General features: G+C 43.0%; 19 protein-coding genes and 1 riboswitch. Of the genes, 12 read left to right on the top strand and 7 right to left on the bottom strand.

Annotated elements, in window-relative coordinates:
• Positions 1–2: 2 nt before the first annotated feature.
• Positions 3–1,034 (bottom strand): ABC transporter substrate-binding protein, encoded by a 1,032-nt coding sequence (locus tag QUF19_RS25755; protein WP_286301106.1) that lies wholly within the window; start codon positions 1,032–1,034, stop codon positions 3–5.
• A 241-nt stretch (positions 1,035–1,275) separates the two neighbouring features.
• On the opposite strand from QUF19_RS25755, the gene QUF19_RS25750 reads away from it, so the two are divergent.
• From QUF19_RS25750 to QUF19_RS25725, 6 genes are all read left to right on the top strand, one after another.
• Entirely contained in the window at positions 1,276–2,076 is an 801-nt protein-coding gene (locus QUF19_RS25750; RefSeq protein WP_286301104.1) for a PhzF family phenazine biosynthesis protein, read from the top strand.
• Positions 2,077–2,208: 132 nt separating this feature from the next.
• A complete protein-coding gene (locus QUF19_RS25745; RefSeq protein ID WP_102434996.1) occupies positions 2,209–2,712 on the top strand; it encodes a YgjV family protein in 504 nt (167 codons plus the stop codon).
• A gap of 9 nt (positions 2,713–2,721) precedes the next feature.
• On the top strand, positions 2,722–3,036 hold the full coding sequence (locus QUF19_RS25740) for a cupin domain-containing protein (RefSeq protein WP_102434995.1): 315 nt from the start codon (positions 2,722–2,724) through the stop codon (positions 3,034–3,036).
• 54 nt (positions 3,037–3,090) lie between these two features.
• On the top strand, positions 3,091–3,558 hold the full coding sequence (locus QUF19_RS25735) for a GNAT family N-acetyltransferase (RefSeq protein WP_286301098.1): 468 nt from the start codon (positions 3,091–3,093) through the stop codon (positions 3,556–3,558).
• A 136-nt stretch (positions 3,559–3,694) separates the two neighbouring features.
• A complete protein-coding gene (locus tag QUF19_RS25730; RefSeq protein ID WP_286301096.1) occupies positions 3,695–3,895 on the top strand; it encodes a hypothetical protein in 201 nt (66 codons plus the stop codon).
• Between the two features lie 197 nt (positions 3,896–4,092).
• A complete protein-coding gene (locus tag QUF19_RS25725) occupies positions 4,093–4,389 on the top strand; it encodes a hypothetical protein (protein WP_102434992.1) in 297 nt (98 codons plus the stop codon).
• A 129-nt stretch (positions 4,390–4,518) separates the two neighbouring features.
• On the opposite strand, the gene QUF19_RS25720 is transcribed toward QUF19_RS25725, so the two are convergent.
• On the bottom strand, positions 4,519–5,016 hold the full coding sequence (locus QUF19_RS25720; RefSeq protein ID WP_286301094.1) for a fasciclin domain-containing protein: 498 nt from the start codon (positions 5,014–5,016) through the stop codon (positions 4,519–4,521).
• 203 nt (positions 5,017–5,219) lie between these two features.
• On the opposite strand from QUF19_RS25720, the gene QUF19_RS25715 reads away from it, so the two are divergent.
• Positions 5,220–6,212 carry a DUF2860 family protein gene (locus tag QUF19_RS25715; RefSeq protein WP_286301092.1) on the top strand — a complete coding sequence of 331 codons (993 nt, stop codon included), beginning with the start codon at positions 5,220–5,222 and terminating at the stop codon, positions 6,210–6,212.
• 162 nt (positions 6,213–6,374) lie between these two features.
• Positions 6,375–6,869 carry a GNAT family N-acetyltransferase gene (locus tag QUF19_RS25710; protein ID WP_286301089.1) on the top strand — a complete coding sequence of 165 codons (495 nt, stop codon included), beginning with the start codon at positions 6,375–6,377 and terminating at the stop codon, positions 6,867–6,869.
• 150 nt (positions 6,870–7,019) lie between these two features.
• Here QUF19_RS25710 and QUF19_RS25705 read toward each other — a convergent pair whose 3' ends face one another.
• Entirely contained in the window at positions 7,020–7,802 is a 783-nt protein-coding gene (locus tag QUF19_RS25705) for a response regulator transcription factor (RefSeq protein WP_286301088.1), read from the bottom strand.
• Between the two features lie 170 nt (positions 7,803–7,972).
• A riboswitch (purine riboswitch) is annotated at positions 7,973–8,072 on the top strand.
• A gap of 89 nt (positions 8,073–8,161) precedes the next feature.
• On the opposite strand from QUF19_RS25705, the gene QUF19_RS25700 reads away from it, so the two are divergent.
• The 3 genes from QUF19_RS25700 (at position 8,162) to QUF19_RS25690 (ending at position 10,571) form a co-directional block, all read left to right on the top strand.
• A complete protein-coding gene (locus tag QUF19_RS25700; RefSeq protein WP_286301085.1) occupies positions 8,162–9,175 on the top strand; it encodes an adenosine deaminase in 1,014 nt (337 codons plus the stop codon).
• 336 nt (positions 9,176–9,511) lie between these two features.
• Positions 9,512–10,228 carry a Crp/Fnr family transcriptional regulator gene (locus QUF19_RS25695; protein ID WP_286301083.1) on the top strand — a complete coding sequence of 239 codons (717 nt, stop codon included), beginning with the start codon at positions 9,512–9,514 and terminating at the stop codon, positions 10,226–10,228.
• 184 nt (positions 10,229–10,412) lie between these two features.
• The gene (locus QUF19_RS25690) at positions 10,413–10,571 is read left to right on the top strand and encodes a hypothetical protein (RefSeq protein ID WP_286301080.1); all 159 of its coding nucleotides are present in this window, start codon (positions 10,413–10,415) and stop codon (positions 10,569–10,571) included.
• A gap of 169 nt (positions 10,572–10,740) precedes the next feature.
• On the opposite strand, the gene QUF19_RS25685 is transcribed toward QUF19_RS25690, so the two are convergent.
• From QUF19_RS25685 to QUF19_RS25670, 4 genes are all read right to left on the bottom strand, one after another.
• The gene (locus tag QUF19_RS25685) at positions 10,741–11,394 is read right to left on the bottom strand and encodes a DUF2057 family protein (protein WP_102435035.1); all 654 of its coding nucleotides are present in this window, start codon (positions 11,392–11,394) and stop codon (positions 10,741–10,743) included.
• Positions 11,395–11,568: 174 nt separating this feature from the next.
• On the bottom strand, positions 11,569–13,965 hold the full coding sequence (locus tag QUF19_RS25680; RefSeq protein WP_286301076.1) for an ATP-binding protein: 2,397 nt from the start codon (positions 13,963–13,965) through the stop codon (positions 11,569–11,571).
• Positions 13,958–15,064 (bottom strand): cytochrome-c peroxidase, encoded by a 1,107-nt coding sequence (locus QUF19_RS25675; RefSeq protein WP_286301074.1) that lies wholly within the window; start codon positions 15,062–15,064, stop codon positions 13,958–13,960. The genes QUF19_RS25680 and QUF19_RS25675 overlap by 8 nt, the downstream gene beginning before the upstream one ends.
• 427 nt (positions 15,065–15,491) lie before the next feature.
• Positions 15,492–17,054: an arylsulfatase gene (locus tag QUF19_RS25670; protein WP_286301072.1), complete on the bottom strand. Its 1,563-nt coding sequence runs from the start codon at positions 17,052–17,054 to the stop codon at positions 15,492–15,494.
• Between the two features lie 345 nt (positions 17,055–17,399).
• On the opposite strand from QUF19_RS25670, the gene QUF19_RS25665 reads away from it, so the two are divergent.
• Positions 17,400–18,947, top strand: a complete 1,548-nt coding sequence (locus QUF19_RS25665; protein ID WP_102435034.1) for an arylsulfatase — start codon at positions 17,400–17,402, stop codon at positions 18,945–18,947.
• The last annotated feature ends 43 nt before the right edge of the window (positions 18,948–18,990 follow it).

Genomic DNA, 18,990 nt, shown 5'->3' with positions numbered 1-18,990 from the left:
GGTTATCTCAAACTGTCGACAATACGATTACGAATTTGAATGCTATTGGGTTCGAGTTGCTCATACAGATAACTGCGTTCTAATACCTCTTTACTAGGGAAGAGCTCAGGATCATTTTGATACTCTTGAGAAGTTAGTGCTTTCGCTTTTAAACTTGGTGTTGCAAACCAGGAGTCCATTGCATTTTGTGCAGCAATGGTTGGTTGAGAAAGAAACGACAAGATAGTGGAAGCCTGTGAAGACATCTCTCCATTGTTAATGGCGGCAATACACTCTAGCCACAGTGTTGTGCCTTCTTGAGGGACTATATAAGCCCATGAAGCGTCTGGGTCTGCATCATTAAGTACATAACTGTCGCCGGAATATCCGTAAGCCAAATCAATATTGGTGAGTCGTTCTGGCTGGTGGATATAGTCAACGACGTATTCATTGCTTTCGAGATGAGGCTTCTGAATTTGTAAGGTTTGATAGGCGACACGAAGTTCTTGTTCATCATTAGTGAAGGGATCAAATTGATTGACTAACAAGGCGGTGCTCACTAAATCCGTTGGCTCGTAGTACATGCTTATTCTGCCACTGTTCTGGGTGTCGGGGTCGAGAATGGCATTCCAAGATTGAGGGGGGGATACTTTGTCTGTTCTGTACAAGATTCCAGACGTTCCCCAAGCGTAAGGGATACCATATTCCCCGCATCCGTCGGCCCAGCGAGAATCAAAGTTATCGGCGAGGGAGCTCTGCAATTCACTGAGGTTGTGAAATAGATTCTGTTTAGCTAAAGCTTTCAGTTTTACGCTTTCAACCACCACCAGTTCGAAAGCGCCTCGGCGTTCGCTCAATAGAACTTCATCTCTGATGGATTCATCTGAGAAAAATTGTTGCTTCAACGAAATATCATAGGTGTCGCTTAATTGGGTAATAACACTATCCGACAAAAATTCATCCCAGTTATAGAGATAAATGTCGTGTTGCTGGCCGCTAACAGAACCAACCCAGAATAAAGGTGACGCAAGAATAGAAACGTATAAAGCTTTCACTGACGGATTCCCTTTCGTAGGTGAACTCTTTGATCGTAGCCTAAAAATTGAGACATAGTTCAAATTTAAGCCTCCAATTTAACTTCAACTTAATGCAATGCATCTAAAGAGCTATGTTGGCAAGGAGCTACGAATTATTCTAACTGCATCTTTTCAATGGTTGTTCTACTCAGTTTTTACGCTTATGGTGGCGATAACGACTTAAGGCTTAACCCCGTTCCCCTTAGAAAAAGGAGTCATTTTGGACCTAGAAATTTATCAAGTGGATTCTTTCACTACTCAAGCTTTTAAAGGAAATCCAGCAGGGGTTTGTATTTCACAAGAACCTTTAGAAGAGTCGTTGATGTATTCGATTGCTGAAGAGATGGCAGTATCAGAAACGGCATTCTTAGCCCTCAATACGATGACGTTGAAATGGTTCACACCAGAAGTTGAAGTCAAATTATGTGGTCACGGTACGTTGGCAACAGTACATGTGATGAAGGAAAAAGGGTTAGTCAATGTGGGGGAGGTCGTGACATTTGATACGCTTTCGGGTGAGCTATCTGCCACAGTCTGTGACTCGACAATCGAGCTCGATTTCCCAAGTACAGTGCTTGATCTTGGGTTGGATGCCAATAAAGAGTTGTTGGAATATTTAGGGCTGCGTGAAGACCAAGTGGTGTCATTCAATGAGTTCGATACCAAGCAGTTTATTGAAGTTGTTAGCGAACAGGTTCTATTGGATCTAACGCCAAACTTTGATGCCTTGAAGGGTATTAAAGGCCGAGGTGTCGTTGTGACGGCATTGTCGTCGAACTCTGAGCTTGATTTTGTTTCGCGTTATTTTGCGCCGTGGGTTGGGGTAAACGAAGATCCCGTTACGGGTTCAGCGCATTGCGCTCTCACACAGTATTGGTCTGAGAAACTGAACAAAGCACATTTTAATGCTTACCAAGCGTCACGCCGCGGTGGGTATGTATCGACAGAGTTATTGCCAAACGGCCGTATAAAACTGATTGGGTCTGCAACCACGGTTATTAGTGGTACCTTAACAGTCTAAACTTCTATGCAATTCTTAAAACAACGAAGTCATTATTAAAACAGCAATGCCGTTATTTAGAACTGTAACGTCATAATTTAAATCTGCTAGGTCACTACTCAAATCTACTAGGTCACAAGTTAAGGAATAATCGTGTCAGCCTTTTATCTGTCTCAAGTACTCGTCGCTATCGCTATTTGTTTCGATTTGTTGTCATTCCAATTTAAGGAGAGGAAGAAAATCGTTACATGCTTGTTTTTTGCAGGTGTTCTTATCTCAAGCCATTTCATTTTGCTTGAGCAATGGACTGCGGCAAGTTTGATGATCATCGCGACAATTCGTTATTTAACGAGCGTGTTTTCTACATCTCCCAAATTTAAATACTTGTTCTGTTCTATGTCGTTGGTGGCAACAGTCTTAACTTATTCCGGGTTGATTAGCGTATTAAGTTTCTTTGCTTCTGTGTTCCAAACGTTCGCTGCTTTCAATAAAGACGATCGTCGATTGAGAGAGCTAATGATCATCGGCACCAGTTTCTGGTTAGTGCATAACTATCTGATTGGTTCACCGACCGCGGTAGTAATGGAAGCCTTGTTCATCTGCAGTAACTTAGTTGGCTATTACCGATTCTATTTCAGAAAAAGTGCTGTGGCTTAGGAGAAAATAATGTCAAATATTTACTCGGATGTGCCTTCGTCAATACCCAACGAAATATTCAACGACCTTATCTCTACTGAGAACGTGCGGATTGAAAGAATTTTATCTCATGGGCACAGTTCTCCGGAACAAGGTTGGTATGACCAAGATGAAAACGAATGGGTCATGGTGCTAGAAGGGCAAGGTGTTATTGAGTTTGAAGATGGTCGTGTCGTTACTCTGTCAAAAGGGGATTACATCAACATTGCTGCGAGAGAAAAGCACAAGGTTCTTGGAACGGACAAAGACGTCGTAACTATTTGGCTCGCCGTGTTTTATCGCTAGCATCGTTAGTAAACAGTAAGATGGACAATCAACAAGATATGAAAGGGGGGTGTCGTGGTTAGAATTAGAAATTATCAACCTAGTGATAGCAAAGCGCTATGGGAGATCTACTTTTATACCGTTCGTAACATTAACGTTCGTGACTATTCTCAAGAACAAGTCGAGGCTTGGGCGCCAAGTGATTTTGACTCTGAGCTTTGGCAAAAATGTATGCATCGGATACAACCTTTTGTGGCTGAGTTAGACGGTCGCGTTATTGGTTATACCGATCTTCAGCCGAGTGGTTTGATTGACCATTTCTTCTGCCATCATGAATATCAAGGTAAAGGCGTCGGAAGAGCTTTGATGGAACATGTATTCGAGATTGGTCGAATTCGTGGTGTCTCTCGATACTTTTCAGAGGTGAGCATTACCGCTAGACCTTTCTATGAGCACCTTGGCTTCACGGTAGTCAATGAGCAGGAAGTCGAAATGCGTGGTGTGAAACTGACGAATTACGTGATGGAGAAAGTCACGGTATAAGTGATAAACAAAGAAGTATTAATCATCCTTTTTGAGGATTACTTATGCGGATCTATTGATATTGTTGAGGAGTTCAAATTGTGTACAAGCTAATTTGTCCTAATCTAATAGGTAGTGAAAACAAGGAGTGTTTCTCATGAATATTGTACTTAGTAATAAGATCCTCGTCTTAATTTCCTCTTTCTCGTTGGCGGCAGGGGTGTTGGCTTTGAAGTTCGGCTACGAAGGGTTATTTCCGCTCTTTGTTGTCGTTATTTCTTTCTTTTCTGTCGTTATCAATCTGTATCTGCTGTGTATCAGTCGAGAAGAGAAAGATGTCTCCGATTCCTATCAATAAACGAATGCACCTCGTCCCAAAACATTAACCAAAGGCTTTGAAAAACCAAAGAAATAACTGACGTCAATGATCAGTTTTTATTTCTCATGATTCTCAAATATGCGACATCTGTTGGTGGCTTTTTTACCGCGCTCTTAAGAACTTTTTCCGGGTTACATATAGTATGCAAGCTGATTTAGTTTACTTAAGGAATCCAAGTGGGAATTGAAGCTTTGGCGTTTGTAATGGACGCATTAATCACGGCATGTTGTATGTATATTGCCTCAAAAATGTCGTTCGTCGTGGCGGATTTTAAATCTCTTCTTACTATTGCCGTTATCGTGGCTTTGGTGTCATTGATTCCAACAGTGGGTTGGGCTCTAGGACTAATTCTGTTTGTCTTTCTACTCGGGAAGGCAACGCATTCAAGTATTGGTGATTGCATCTGGGTGGTGGTATTTACCAAGGTTGTGTCGATGGCGGCATTTCTGATATTTGGACGCTTGTTTGTCTAAGTTTACTCGTTACAGAAAGTTCGCCTTCTTTGATTATGAAATTCAACTGGCTCTGAACACGAAAAGGGTGTGATCTACTCACACCCTTTAGATAATTTTTGAAGGCTTATTACTAACTTCAGCTGTTGGTTACTTTGGTAGCAACACAGTATCAATCACATGGATAACACCATTGCTTGCTTCTACATCTGGCATTACGACCTTGGCTTTGTTAATCATCACGCTGCCGTGATCTATTCCAATCATTACTGCTTCACCTTGAACTGTCACTGCACTGTTCAGTTTCATTACTTCAGCTGCCATTATTTTCCCGGGTACTACATGATAGGTTAGTACTGCGACTAACTTGTCTTTATTCTCTGGCTTCAACAGCATGTCGACCGTTCCCTCTGGCAATGCAGCGAAAGCCTCATCAGTCGGTGCAAACACAGTGAAAGGGCCGTCGCCTTTCAGTGTATCCACTAAGCCTGCCGCTTTTACCGCCGCCACTAAGGTTGTGAACGAGCCGTTTTCAGCGGCCACATCGACGATGTCTTTTTTCATACCGTGATGGTTAGCGTGAGCAAAAGCCGTGAAAAGAAGAATTGCAACCAGTACTGACAGAGTTTTGCTTAAATGATTAAACATATTGTAGTCCTTTGAGTTTGTCTGTGATTTCCGAGATGTATTACGAAAGCTCAAAAGCGATAGATCAACTTATTGCTGTCTTAAGTCGCTTACTTCGACAACCAAAGTCACCGGAAGGATAAATCTGCATGGTTAAATACTTGTTATAATTCTGTTTTTATACTTATAGTTAACGGGTGATTATTCAAATAATGGATGTGAATATGAGGTTTGTTTTACCAGTGGTGTTTTCGGCATTTGCTTCAATGCCTGCTTATAGTGGCCTTGCCCCGAGTGAAGGTTTCAGCGGTAACTTCAGTGTTTTGGCCGGTTTCTACTCAGATAGCAGCAATTTGAGTACCGAACAAAATTCGAACCAAACAAGCAATACCATGGAAGGAGATAGCGAGAACCAAGGGTTACTGGGTTTTCTTGGAACCGTTCAATATACCTTTGGTGAATCCCTGACTCATCAAGTTTATGCCGGTACGACGCGAGAGGATATTGCAACGGGTACCATTGCGTTTGAGATTGGTTATCGACATCAACTCTCAGGCGGGACCATCTTGGATTTCTCTGTGTTACCGACGCTTATTTCTGGTAAAGCCTGGTCTGATCCTTATGCCGTTGGTGTTAATCGAAACGAAACCGATGTGAAGGGTAATGTTGGACGACTGCAACTGACTAATATCGGAGGAACCGCTTTCCAAACAGATTTCGCGATTGGTCAATCTGATGTGGATGATGAGTTGTCGGGCTCACAAAACTCAGCGGGATTAACTGGTGAAGAAATAGCGCTTTTAGATAGGGAAAGAACCTATCTGTATGCCAAAGCTGGCTACCGCTTTATATTGCCAAACCAATCAGGTTTGTTAGTACCTTCTATGGTGTATTTCAATTCAGATGCAGAAGGCGGTGCACTCAGCTTTGACAGCTACGGTATTGAATTGAATTACGCGAAGAGAATCGGTCGTCATGGCTTTGTTGTCACATTGGATGCCAGTGATCGTCAGTACGATGAAGCGAATCCTATTTATGGAAAAACTCGAGAAGAGAACGAATACGGTGCATTTTTAGCTTATGAATTTGGTGGCTTGATGGGCTATGAAGATTGGTCGTTTATCACCTTACTGGGTTTAAGAACGATTGATTCCAATATCGACTTTTATAGTTCCGAACAGGTACTCGCGAGCGTTGGTGTCGACTATAAATTCTAAGGGTTAGGCATTGTGAATGGTTATCTAAAGCTAGGATTTAGTTAATTTTTATTATCTGTTTAATTATTTCGAGCACTTATAATCTTTAAGGTTGTAGGTGCTCGCTGCTATCCGTAATATGAAAAATAGTTTAAATCTAGGATCAGATAATAAGGAAGCGCTTTGGAAATACAAATTAGACATCTTGAATCCACCGACAACCAAGATATTTTTGATATTTATCGACACTCGTCAGTATTAGAGAATACTTCTCAAAAGCCTTTCCTTAGCTCTGACCAAGTGGAGCGACTTTTTGGTCACTCAGACCATTTTACTTTAGTTGCGGAAGTGTCTGGCAAAGTCGTCGGCCACATTACTTTATTTATGACGACGAAGGTAAGAGACAGGCATTGCGCTGGCCTTGCGATAGCGATTAATCCGGATATGCACGGCAAAGGGGTCGGTAAGACCTTAATGCAAGAAGCAATCAACCAAGCCGATAACTGGCTCAATCTTGTTCGACTTGAGTTAGAGGTTCATGCCGATAATCACGGTGCGATTGCTCTTTATGAAGGCGTCGGTTTTCAATTAGAAGGCACCAAAAGGCTGAGCACATTCAAAGGCGGGAAATACATTGATATGTTGATGATGTCGAGAATTAGACCTGACTACCTTTGATTATTAGTGACCCGTCCGGTTTGAAATAGCGAATGCAATAGCAATAGCTCAAAGCCCTAAACAGTTCGTTGTTTGGGGCTTTATGTTATCTGAGACGTTATATTGATTGGGAAGGCATGTTGAATGACAGGATTACTTTTGATGATAGGGCTACTTATTGTCGATCCCAAAACCGTTGCGCAGTGCAAATTGAATCAGTTCAGTGTGATTATCGAGTTCTAAAATATCTAACATGCGGTATTTGTGGGATTCAATCGTTCGTGGGCTCAGAAACAGAATCTCGGCACATTGTTTTGCCGTATAACCTTGGGCCAGTTGAGTCAGAACCGTACATTGCTTTTTGGTCAGCAATAACAGCTTTTCGCTTTCGTTAATATTGTCGGCTTCGTCACTGGTTACACTGCGCGTCATTTTAGAGTGTTGCCAAAAGCAGAGCCAAATATCACTGAGCAGCTTGATTCGCGTCATGTCCGTCGTTTCAATAGGCGTGTCGTAGCGGTTGAAGCGTGAGAAGCCGATAGCGCCCCATTGTTGTCCAAATAATGAAAGGCTCACAATCCCATGCCAATTCGCACCTTCTTCGTAAAGTACACGTAACGGGTCTATCTTGTGGTTCTCAAGTGTCTCTTCTGGGAATAGTTGCCAACACTCTTTTGAACGCAAAAGCTTAAGGTAATCAAGATAGTTACCTTTTAGAAAGCGTTCCATTTCAAGCGGCGGAGTGTCTGTTTTTGATACGGAAATACTCTTGCCTGTGTCCAAAAGAATCATAGAGTTTGGAAATAGGGTAAGCCTGTCGAGCTTAAACCAAGCGAGCGCTTCTCTTGCTAGTAAGGAAAAAGTGCTATCGAAATCTTTGGGTTGGCAAGCGGTCAAAATGTTGGTTTGGTGGGAAAGCAAATCTTCAAAGCTATCGAATTGGTTATCTATCATATTGACCGTCATTGGTTGTTTAAGACAAAAATAGTGGTAATAACTTAAGTGTGTCAACCTAAGCGTGTCAACCCAAGAGTCGAATGTTGTTCTGAATAAACTCGCTCTCGTGTGCCAAACTCTTATTAGCTTATTGAGTAAATGGTTAGTGAAATTCCGACTGAACGCTGTATAGTAGCAACCGTTTGCTTCGTATAACCCCAATGATATGGTTTGGGGGTCTCTACCAGCTCCCGCAAAGTGCTGATTACGAAGGGTTTAGATCACAATTGTGTTCTTACTCTTTGTAATGGCGTTCAAAAAACATCCTGTCTATTATTCAGAGTAAGTGCACACCTAAAATCCATAGTAGGTGAAATATGAACGCATTTATTCAAGGTCTTCCAAAAGTAGAGCTGCATTTACACATTGAAGGCTCACTCGAACCCGAGTTACTTTTCCAACTGGCTCAACGCAACGGCATTGAACTGCCTTATTCATCCCCAGAGCAACTAAGACGCGCATACGAATTCGACGATTTGCAGTCGTTTCTCGATATCTATTATCAAGGTGCTGATGCGCTGCGCACTGAACAAGATTACTATGATTTAACATGGGCGTACTTAGAGCGTTGTAAAGCGGATAATGTTATTCATACAGAGATTTTCTTTGATCCTCAGACTCATACGGATCGTGGTATTGCATTCGACACGGCCATTAACGGCATTCATCGTGCGCTTGAATGCGGTCGAAAAGAGCTAGGTATTACGTCTCAAATTATTGCCTGCTTCTTGCGTCACCTGTCTGAAGAGAGCGCAATCCAAACGTTCGCTGATGTGCTCAAGCATCAAGATAAAATCGTTGGGGTTGGATTAGACTCCTCAGAACTCGGCCACCCGCCAGAGAAGTTTAAGCGTGTATTCCAACAAGCAAAACAAGCGGGCTTTCTGACTGTGGCTCATGCAGGAGAAGAAGGACCTGCTCAAAACATCGTGGATGCCATTGAAATGCTCAGTGTAAGCCGAGTAGACCATGGTGTGCAGTGCATGACAGATGACGCTTTGATAGCCGAATTAATTGAAACCAAAATGCCGCTGACTGTGTGTCCATTGTCTAACATTAAATTGCGTGTGTTCGATGTAATGGAAGAGCACAACATTGTCGAACTGCTGAGAAAAGGCGTTGCTGTGACAATAAATTCAGATGACCCCGCTTACTTTGGTGGCTACATGTCGGATAACTTCAACGCTGTGAGCCTAGCTCATGAGATGACGAAGCGAGAGTTGGCGCAGTTTACTTTGAATGCCATTGAAGCTAGCTTTATCGAAGAATCACTGAAGCAGCAGTATCGAGGTGTGGTTCAAGCGTACCTTGATCAAGCAGGTGATCTCTAGTTAGTTCTGCATAGATGAGGTAGCTAACAGTTAGCTTTCTAATAGAGAGGTAATTAGCAGGCAGGTTATTAAAAGTTAGCTTACAGCCTCCGGTCTTCTGCAATTTACCCTTTACCCTTCACAAAAATATAAACGACCAGCCATTGTTGGTCGTTTTTTGTTTCTCCTACCTATGATTCGCCAACTAAGTAAATGACTTAAGCTACTAAGATATATGATTTTATCTGAATAAAAACCTCTTGCCTCCGAAATGATGAACTACATTTAAAAGAGATCTAATGATCTGGAGATACAGCGTTTACCTTATACAGCGATTGTCGGAGGAGGAATAAACCGTTGCTAGAACCAACAATCAGTGAACAAATACAGTGGCCGTGTGATTTGCCACAAGACTTGATCGACAGTCTGGTTGAGATTGCTGTTTACAAGACAGGAATTCATAGCCTAGAGATCACACAAAAATTTCAAAACCTGCCAGGTGTTTTTTATATTCTCAGCGGCTCTGCAGGGGTCTGCTTTTCTACTGAGAACATGAAGAGCCTTTCTGGTGGTGTGATAGGTAAAGGCGATTGGATGGGCGCTTTGACAATTCATGCCGAATACAACCTATTTGCCGTCGCAGAAGAAGTCGAACCCATCACTATGGTACTTTTTCCTGCTGAGAAGGTGTTAGAACTGGCAGAAGAGCAGTGTATGGTCTTCAAGTGGCTGCTTCATTGTGGAACCAGAGCACAATCTATTTGGATGCAGGCTTACCTCTCATCGATTCATGAGAAAGAACAGAAAACCATCTATGTACTCTTAGAGCTCGCAGCTCGTCAAACCAACGTAACGGGCGCAACGGTCAGTATCAATGTGTCACAGACTCAATTGAGCACGATTACGGGGATCTCAAGGTCGAGGTTAAATGAAGTACTGAAAGGCATTGAACAAGCAGGTTTGGTGACCATTCAAAGAGGCAAAGTGTTCATCTCGGATGTAAAAGGGCTTTACGCGCGTATTTCGCCAATGAACTTGATGATGCGAAACCCCGTCGAAGATATAAAGTCCTAATCGTCTAATGATTTCAGTCATTTCAATCATCTTAGTCAGTTAAACCTCAGTTTGATGATTGAGGACAGAACATGTACAACTTTATGAGTAAACTGCAGTGCTGTGTTCCTTTTGGAACATACATGCTTCCACTATCTCTATAACTTGCACTCTGTATTTATAAATTTAAGTGGAGTGAGATGTTATGAAAATGGCCGTTTTGGAGTACAAAGTCTGTGGGATAGGTGACTGGATTAGAACCAGAGTATCGAGCCGTTGTGCACATTTACTGGCTGCTGAATATGAACTATTGGGTTGGCCTATCAAAATTGATGGAGAAGTGTTCACTGCCGAACATGTTTAGCGCGAACGCTAATGAATAAGCTTCTATGCATGGGATCATATGTCTAGAAGCTTATTCATAAAAACTGATTCACAGACGCTTGTTCACAGAAGCTGATCCATAAAAATAGACACAAAAAAGCTGGCCATGATGTGCCAGCTTTTTTAGTTTGAACGAGCGATAAATCGATCTACTTGTTCACGTAATCTTTGAATTTTTGTTTAGTCTCAGCGTCAGCTTTGTCGTACCAAAAATAAAGCATTTCTTCAGCAGTATTCGCCGCGTTTGCGTCGATCTTTGCTGGTAGCGTTACTGGTTGAACAACGGCCGCTGTTGCGCCTGCTGCTGTCCCCATAGCGAGCGCTGCAATGCCGCCTTTCTTGTTGTACTCTTTCGCTTCTTGAGGGAATTTACGACCAATCTGCATCCCATCTTTCACTAGCTTGTCTTGCTTAACACTGATTGCATTTTGGTCTTCATCAACCAATTTCCAATCTAGGTTTTCAAAACCTTTCTTCGCTTCAGCTGTATTACGGTATTTAGGCATATCAAACGTCAATGCGGCGTCAGTAGCGCTAAAAGTTGCGATAATAGCGTCGCTATCAACAAACTCACGGTCGTTACCTTTATCAAAAGCCAGTTGATATTGGAATACGATTTGGTTTTGGCCGTCTGGAACGGTTAGCGTTTTGTGAGAAGAGAAAAGACTACCGTCAAGATCTGGCTTAGCTTCATTAACCGCTAAGACATCTACGCTAGAAGGAACTTCAATTGTCACGTCAGCTAACACGTGTGGTGCTACGATAATTGTGGAAAGCAGCGCAATGGATTGTAATGTTTTCATAATCATACAGTTATTTTAGTGAGATATTTTTACAATCTCATGCAGAACGAAGTATTTCAAGTTGCCTTGTCTCGATTTGGTAAAATTCACCGAAACTTAACGTAAGGGCAGATCTTGAAAGCGTAATTGGTGCTTATTCACGCAAACTATAAGGTTGTATGCGTTATAGCTAGCTTAGTTATTTCGATGCTTCATTTCTTGTGGTTTAGATTGCTGATGGAGTTTGTGTATTAGACGCGTAGCTTGGTGGCTGTTCACCATCAATCGATTGATCAGCTGTTGAAGTAACTCTGCCTCTGGCATGAGATGTTGTTCGGTCGTATATTCTGCTGACCCCGCAAGCTCAAGTACCTCTGTCATTTGGAATTCAGTGGCCGTGCCTTTTACTGCATGTAACGTACTGCGTAAATCGTCAGGCTTAGCTGTTGAAAATATCTCTATCAGTGCGTCAATTTGGCTTTCTAAGTCACTCACCAGCGATTCTAAACACTCGAGCTTATCTTCATTTTCAAGCTCGTTTCCAACGAGTAATTGACTCCTAGATATCTCTTCTTCAGTAATGGGTAGCTTGTTTTTGGGGTAACGAGTTAACACGGTGATATTGTTGTCGTGATGACGGGCGCTATTACTGCTTGCTCGAGCTATCTGATTTCTGTGTATCTCGAACTGCTCGTGAAATTCGTTGATGGCATTTTGTAAGCTGTTCTTTTGCAGGGGTTTAGTGAGAACGAAATCGGCTCCAGATACAAGGAACTCATCATGTGCTTCTTTGAAGACATCCGCAGTACAGGCGAAGACCACTGTCGTTAGCTTGAGCTCGTTACGAATTTTTTGTATCGCTTCAATACCGCTCATGTTCGGCATGTGGTTGTCCATGATGATCAAGTCATATTGGTTAGAGGCTAACTTGTCGAGTGCTTGTAATCCATCGTAAGCGTTCTCTACCGATAAGTTGAGGGATTCACAGAATTTTCTGATAACCATGGCATTTATCTTGTTATCTTCAACGAGTAAGACGGTGAAGTCTTCGAGAGCCATATTGGCCTTGCTTTCGACTTTTTCCTCTATTGTTGTTGCAAGCTCTTTTATTTCGAGTGGTAAAGACAATGAGAACTGAGTCCCGACATTCAGTTGGCTAGTCACTACAATGTTTCCGCCCATCAGCTCGACCAATTGTTTCACAATCGATAGGCCTAAACCTGTTCCGCCAAACTTACGTGTTGTTGAAAGCTCGGCTTGTTCAAAGGCTGTGAATATATGGTCGATCTTGTCTTCTGCAATCCCAATACCGGTATCCGTGATTAAAATATTCACGCTTGGTGGGGTGGTTTTGGCAATCTCGAATTGAACCTCGACTTTTCTTGATTCCGTGAATTTGACCGCGTTCCCCGCGAGGTTGAAGAGTATTTGACGGGTACGAGCCGGGTCGCCGATTAATTGAATATTCGATGGGATGTTATCTTTTATCGCAAAAGTGACGCCTTTGTCAGCCGCAAGAGGAGTGAGTGTTTTATCGAGGTGGGTGACAACATCACGGACTGAGAACGGGCTGTATTCCAACTCCATTTTCCCTTGTTCGACCTTAGAAAAGTCCAAAATGTCATTAAGAATTGTGACTAAGTGTTGGCCAGAATCAATGATCACCTGTGCTTGCTTACGGGTATCCGCTTCTTGTGAATCATCTTTGATGATCTGGGCAATACCGAGTACACCATTCATTGGCGTTCTTAACTCGTGGCTCATAGTGGCGAGGAACAAAGACTTGGCTTCATTGGCTTTTTGCGCAGTATCCGCGGCTTGCTGATAGGCTAGGTTGTTGCGTTTTAACTCAAAGATTCGCAGGATAAAAATGGAAAACGAGAATGCGAAGATCAGAATGGAAAGTATCCCTAAAAGCTTAATAATAAGCCCTTTAAGTTGATCTTGTAGGTTCGTGAACTCATGCTCAACGTGTTCAAGGTATTCCATGCTTTTAACGGAGAGAATCCCTGACAATAACTCCCCTTGCTGTAAATGTAGCTCAGTAAATGTGGTCGTCAGTTGTGCTAAATCTGAATCTTCTTCTTGCAGAGGAAGGTCGGCTTCAACTTGAAGTATGCTAGCAAGAAGATCGCTTTTAATCCTCGATGTCGATGATAAAGAATCGCTTTCCATCAGTCGCTTGGTAAGAGATTGAAGGATGAACTGACGTGCAACACTTAAACCGACAAGGTTATCCAATGTATCAATGTTGGACATCGAAGACAGGTAAAAATTATCGAGTAATTGTTCGGTAGGTAACCCACTAAATAAAGAGGAGTGGATGTTGGTATTTTGATAGCTCTGTTTGAGTTTCTGCAGTTCTTTTTCTAAGTTCACGAGGCTTGCTGAAAGCTGATAGGGGTTAGAGATCCCTGCAATGGCATTACTGGTGATTTGGTCCCGCATCTCAAGCACTTCATGCCCTAATTCTCGAGCTACCCCTCCGTATTTGGCGATCTTCTCATGCTCAAAATAGGTGAGAGTCAGCAAACTGATTAAGCCAGCGAATAAAGCCAGAAAGAGTAAGAATATGAGCCGTATTCTATTCATTTTCAAACTCCACTAACATTTGAGGGCGGTTACCGGTGAGAGATTCGAGAAACACTTTGATGTCGCTAATGGTTTGTTGTTCAAATGTTTTTCCTAACTGGCTCTCTCCCATAATCTTAATCGCCTCTTCTAACGTAGCGGTCTGTCCATCGTGAAAATAGGGGGCCGTAATCGCAACATTCCTAAGGCTCGCGACACGAAACAGATGTTTATCTTGAGGTTGAGCAGTAAACATAAAGCGGCCTTGATCTTCACTTCGTTCTGCTCCTGTCTTTGATAACCCAAAATATCCGAATCGCATCACCATGCCTCCACCAATATTGGTGCCTTGATGACAACGGATACAGCCTTCTTCTTGAAAGGTTTCCCACCCGCGTTGTGCGGTTTCAGAAAGGGCATTCGTGTCACCACGTAAATACTGATCAAATGGCGCATTTGGGGTGGTTAGCCCTTGCATGAATTCAATTAAAACGGCCTTTATCGACGCAGTATCAATGGGTATCTGTTCTGCTTGGAACATATCGATATAGTCATCCGACTGGGAGACGTAATTGGTAATGAGTTCCCAGTTGGAATCCATCTCATCGACGTTGTGCACCGGGCCATCAATTTGGTCAGCAAGGTTGTTCACTCGTCCATCCCAAAAGAATCGATAGTTAAAGACAGCGTTAAAGACCGTGAGTGAATTTCGCATTCCAGCGCCATTGACGCCAATAGAGACAGGAATCACTTCTGCTCCATTCGTTTGTAAGCTATGACAACTTTCACAGCTGACGCTTTGATTTGAGGAGAGGTTAGGATCTTTGAACAGTGCCCACCCGATTCTTGCGAGTTTGTGGTCAATTTCTGTGGAATCGGGAATTGGGAAAATTTGCAAACTAGAAGAACTGACGCCTGTGTTGCTAATGCCTGTGTTGTTGCTGATACCTGTGTTAGCGCTCGTGTTTTTGTGTGAATGCTCGCTAGTTAAGGAAGGGGGTGTTTTGTTTTCCTCATCATGGTAATGGTGAGTGTCGAACGATGCAGCATCATAAACTAAGGCTGCGATTGAAATACACGTTACAGCAATGCCGATTCCTACCAAATATGGAGTTTTCATCGCATTAGTTCCATCTGAATTTAGACCATTTTGTCAGCTCAAAATCCTTCTGAGCTCACTTACTCTGTGAACGATAAGTACATAAATATAAATCTAGTTTCATAATCGAAATCTTGCAAGCGTAGGGGTTAGAACTTCGTTCTATGAGGAAGGTGACCAAAGGTTGAAACTTAAGGCTTGGGATTTGGTGTTCATCAGCGAGGCATGACTGAGCAGGAAATTTATTGTAACGAACGCGGTGTTTCAATCATGTGTGCGATTCAAATCAGGGGTATTTCAGAAATCAGTTTTTAGACTTAATAACTAATACAGTCTTAATAGCTAATACAGACTTAATAGTTAGTAGATGCAAAAAAGCCGTGATAGCGAAATGGCTATCACGGCTTTGCTTCAATCTAGTCAGTGACTGTTTAGCATAAAGTAATGATTACTTAGCTTGTGCCGCCGCTGCTTCTAGTTGCTTAAGTTTACCTTGAAGCATGTAAGCATTCTGGTTGAAGTTACCAGGGTTCAACACTTGGCTTTGCTGCATAGGGTAGTCAGGTAGCGTGTTCATGAACTCTTGTACTTTGCCGCCTACAGGTACGAATAGCCACATGTTGTCTGCCATCCAACGTAGGTACATGCCAGATTCGTGTGGTGCTTTTTCGAACGGGTCTGCACGTAGATGTACTACTTGAGGCCAGTTTGGTTGGAAGCGAACAGCGTTGGTGATGTTACCATCCATAACTGCGAATGAGATCTTGAAGTCATTCCAACGTACCGCATTTAGCTCAGCGTTAGCAGAGAAGTAAAGCATGCTATCACGAGGGCCTTTCTCTTCTTTACCTTCGAAGAAAGGTAGGAAGTTGTAACCATCTAGGTGTACACGCCAGTTCTTACCGTTGTAAGACGCGCCTTTATCAGAAGCTAGCTTCTCAACCACTTTATCATCACCAGCAGCTGCTAGTAGAGTCGGGATCCAGTCTTGGTGACTCATGATGTCGTTGATCTTAGTTCCCGGTTTGATAGTGCCAGGCCAGCGAACTAGCTGAGGAACACGCATACCACCTTCGTAAGTTGTACCTTTCTCACCGTGGAAGTAAGTAGCACCGCCATCAGGCCAAGATACTGTCTCTGCACCGTTATCGGTAGAGTAGATTACGATTGTGTTGTCTGCGATTTTAAGCTCATCAAGCTTGTCTAGAAGGATACCCACTTGGTCATCGTGCTCTAGCATGCCATCTGCGTAGATGCTGATACCTGATTTACCTTGGTATTTTTCTTGTAGACGAGTCCACACGTGCATACGTGTTGTGTTGTGCCAGATGAAGAATGGTTTGTCAGCTTTCACTGCTTTTTCCATGAACGCAAGAGATTCTTCTAGGAACTCTTCATCAGCATGCTCCATACGCTTACGCGTCATAGGGCCTGTATCTTCAATTTTACCGTCAGAAGTCGACTTGATTACACCACGAGGACCGAAGTTCTTACGGAACTCAGGGTCTTTAGGGTAGTAGTATGTCTCTGGCTCTTCTTCCGCGTTTAGGTGGTATAGGTTACCGAAGAACTGGTCAAAGCCGTGGTTCGTTGGAAGGTGTTTGTCTTGGTCACCCATGTGGTTCTTACCGAACTGAGCAGTCATGTAGCCCTGTTCTTTAAGAAGGTCAGCGATAGTTGGAGCCCAATCTGGAATACCATGGTCTGAACCTGGCATACCGATAGTCAGAAGACCAGTACGGAATGGTTCTTGACCTGTTAGGAATGCAGCACGACCTGCAGTACAAGACTGTTGACCGTAGTGATCGGTAAACAGTGCGCCTTCGTTAGCAATACGGTCGATGTTAGGTGTTTCGTAACCCATCATACCGTTGTTGTAAGCACTGATGTTAAACACACCAATGTCATCACCCCAGATAGCAAGAATGTTTGGTTTTTCTGCTGCTGTTGCCGCTGAAGAAGCTGCTAATAAGCCAACACCTAATGCTAGTTTATTAATTTTAGTACCCATAAGGACTCCATTTACTTTTAAGATTAATGCGTTAGAACAACACATCGATGAGCGCACATTAATCTCAAAAATGGATGCTGTCTTTTTATAGTGGTTATAACTAAATGTTATGGGTAGGTGCTAACTTAATGATTCTAAATGATTTAGTTCTAATGAGTGAAATGTCCCTTCAATTTGTATGTGTGATCCTAGTCATGTTTGCTTACGTAAATTTATCGGTCATTTGCGGGTTATCGAAAATAGAAAAATGACAAAAAGATTAATAAGTTAGTGAATCTCGCGAATGCGTAAAAAATGGACTATAGGTAGTAGGGCAGGATGCAAATAACTAACGAAGAGGTTTCTATGACAGCGAAATATGGCGTCAAACGTCGATTAGCGATTTTGGGCACTGCGATGATGGCGGCTTCCACCACCACATTCGCAGCAGAAAAACCGAATATTCTCGTCATTTGGGGTGATGACATTGGTCAATCTAATGTCAGTGCGTACACCTTTGGCTTAATGGGGTATCAAACTCCGAACATTGATAGCATCGCCAAAGAAGGCATGATGTTTACGGATTACTACGCAGAGCAATCTTGTACCGCAGGTCGCTCTACGTTCATTACGGGTCAAAGTGTACTTAGAACCGGTTTGAGTAAAGTAGGCTTGCCGGGCGCCGATATTGGCCTTCAAGCAGAAGATGCAACCATTGCTGAAATGCTTAAACCGATGGGTTACATGACCGGTCAATTTGGTAAAAACCACCTCGGCGATAAAGATGAATTCCTTCCAACAGCGCACGGGTTTGACGAATTTTTTGGCAACCTTTACCACCTGAATGCTGAGGAAGAACCAGAAAATGAAGATTACCCAACCGACCCAGAGTTCCGTAAGAAATTTGGCCCGCGTGGTGTAATCAAATCATTTGCTGATGGCAAGATTGAAGATACGGGCCCACTAACGCGTAAGCGTATGGAAACCGTTGATGAAGAAACACTCGATGCGGCACTCGATTTCATGGATCGTGCGGTGAAAGCCGACAAGCCCTTCTTCGTTTGGTGGAACGCAACACGTATGCACTTTAGAACGCACGTGAAAGCGGACAGTAAAGGTGTAACAGGCGTTGGTAACTACGCCGATGGTATGGTTGAGCACGATCGACACGTTGGCCAACTATTGAAGCAAGTGGATGAGTTGGGTATCAAAGACAACACGATTGTTTTCTACTCAACAGATAATGGTCCACACATGAACTCTTGGCCTGATGCCGGTACAACGCCGTTCCGTGGTGAGAAAAATACCAACTGGGAAGGCGCATACCGTGTGCCAGCAATGGTTCGTTGGCCGGGTAAGATTGAACCGGGCAGTGTCTCTAACGAAATTATGCACCACATGGACTGGATGCCGACCTTCGTTGCAGCCGCTGGTGATGATCAAATCAAAGAGAAACTGCTGAAAGGTCATACTGCGGGTGACAAAACGTTCAAGGTCCACCTAGATGGTTATAACTTCCTGCCTTACCTAACCGGTGAAGAAGAAAAAGGTCGTCGTCACGAGATCTTCTACTTTACTGATGACGGTGATTTAGCGGCGCTTCGTTACAACCAATGGAAAGCGGTGTTCATGGAGCAGCGTGCAACGGGTACGATGCAGATTTGGTCAGAACCGTTCGTGACGTTACGTCTTCCTAAGCTGTTTAACTTGCGTATGGACCCATACGAAAACGCAGATATTACGTCGAATACCTATTATGACTGGTTGCTAGACCATGCTTATATGTTCGTTCCTGCACAAGCGTATGTGGGCAAATTCTTAGAAACATTTGCTGAATACCCACCACGCCAAAAAGCAGCAAGCTTTAGCTTGGATCAGGTAATGGAGAAACTTCAAGAGAACCATAACAAGTAAGCTTTGGTTTATTGAAACTGATAGCTTGATGAAACTGAAAACA

Source organism: Vibrio sp. FE10 (assembly GCF_030297155.1).
Classification (GTDB): Bacteria; Pseudomonadota; Gammaproteobacteria; order Enterobacterales; family Vibrionaceae; genus Vibrio; species Vibrio apostichopi.
Note: the sequence above shows the minus strand (reverse complement) of the source record. Positions and strands in the feature narration are given on the sequence as shown.

Bases quoted from the DNA above. Each gene is read 5' to 3' on its own strand.
- QUF19_RS25685 (WP_102435035.1), bottom strand. From the start codon at position 11,394: ATGAAAACATTACAATCCATTGCGCTGCTTTCCACAATTATCGTAGCA.
- QUF19_RS25715 (WP_286301092.1), top strand. From the start codon at position 5,220: ATGAGGTTTGTTTTACCAGTGGTGTTTTCGGCATTTGCTTCAATGCCT.
- QUF19_RS25700 (WP_286301085.1), top strand. From the start codon at position 8,162: ATGAACGCATTTATTCAAGGTCTTCCAAAAGTAGAGCTGCATTTACAC.
- QUF19_RS25705 (WP_286301088.1), bottom strand. From the start codon at position 7,802: ATGATAGATAACCAATTCGATAGCTTTGAAGATTTGCTTTCCCACCAA.
- QUF19_RS25720 (WP_286301094.1), bottom strand. From the start codon at position 5,016: ATGTTTAATCATTTAAGCAAAACTCTGTCAGTACTGGTTGCAATTCTT.
- QUF19_RS25730 (WP_286301096.1), top strand. From the start codon at position 3,695: ATGAATATTGTACTTAGTAATAAGATCCTCGTCTTAATTTCCTCTTTC.
- QUF19_RS25740 (WP_102434995.1), top strand. From the start codon at position 2,722: ATGTCAAATATTTACTCGGATGTGCCTTCGTCAATACCCAACGAAATA.
- QUF19_RS25675 (WP_286301074.1), bottom strand. From the start codon at position 15,064: ATGAAAACTCCATATTTGGTAGGAATCGGCATTGCTGTAACGTGTATT.
- QUF19_RS25690 (WP_286301080.1), top strand. From the start codon at position 10,413: ATGAAAATGGCCGTTTTGGAGTACAAAGTCTGTGGGATAGGTGACTGG.
- QUF19_RS25665 (WP_102435034.1), top strand. From the start codon at position 17,400: ATGACAGCGAAATATGGCGTCAAACGTCGATTAGCGATTTTGGGCACT.
- QUF19_RS25680 (WP_286301076.1), bottom strand. From the start codon at position 13,965: ATGAATAGAATACGGCTCATATTCTTACTCTTTCTGGCTTTATTCGCT.
- QUF19_RS25670 (WP_286301072.1), bottom strand. From the start codon at position 17,054: ATGGGTACTAAAATTAATAAACTAGCATTAGGTGTTGGCTTATTAGCA.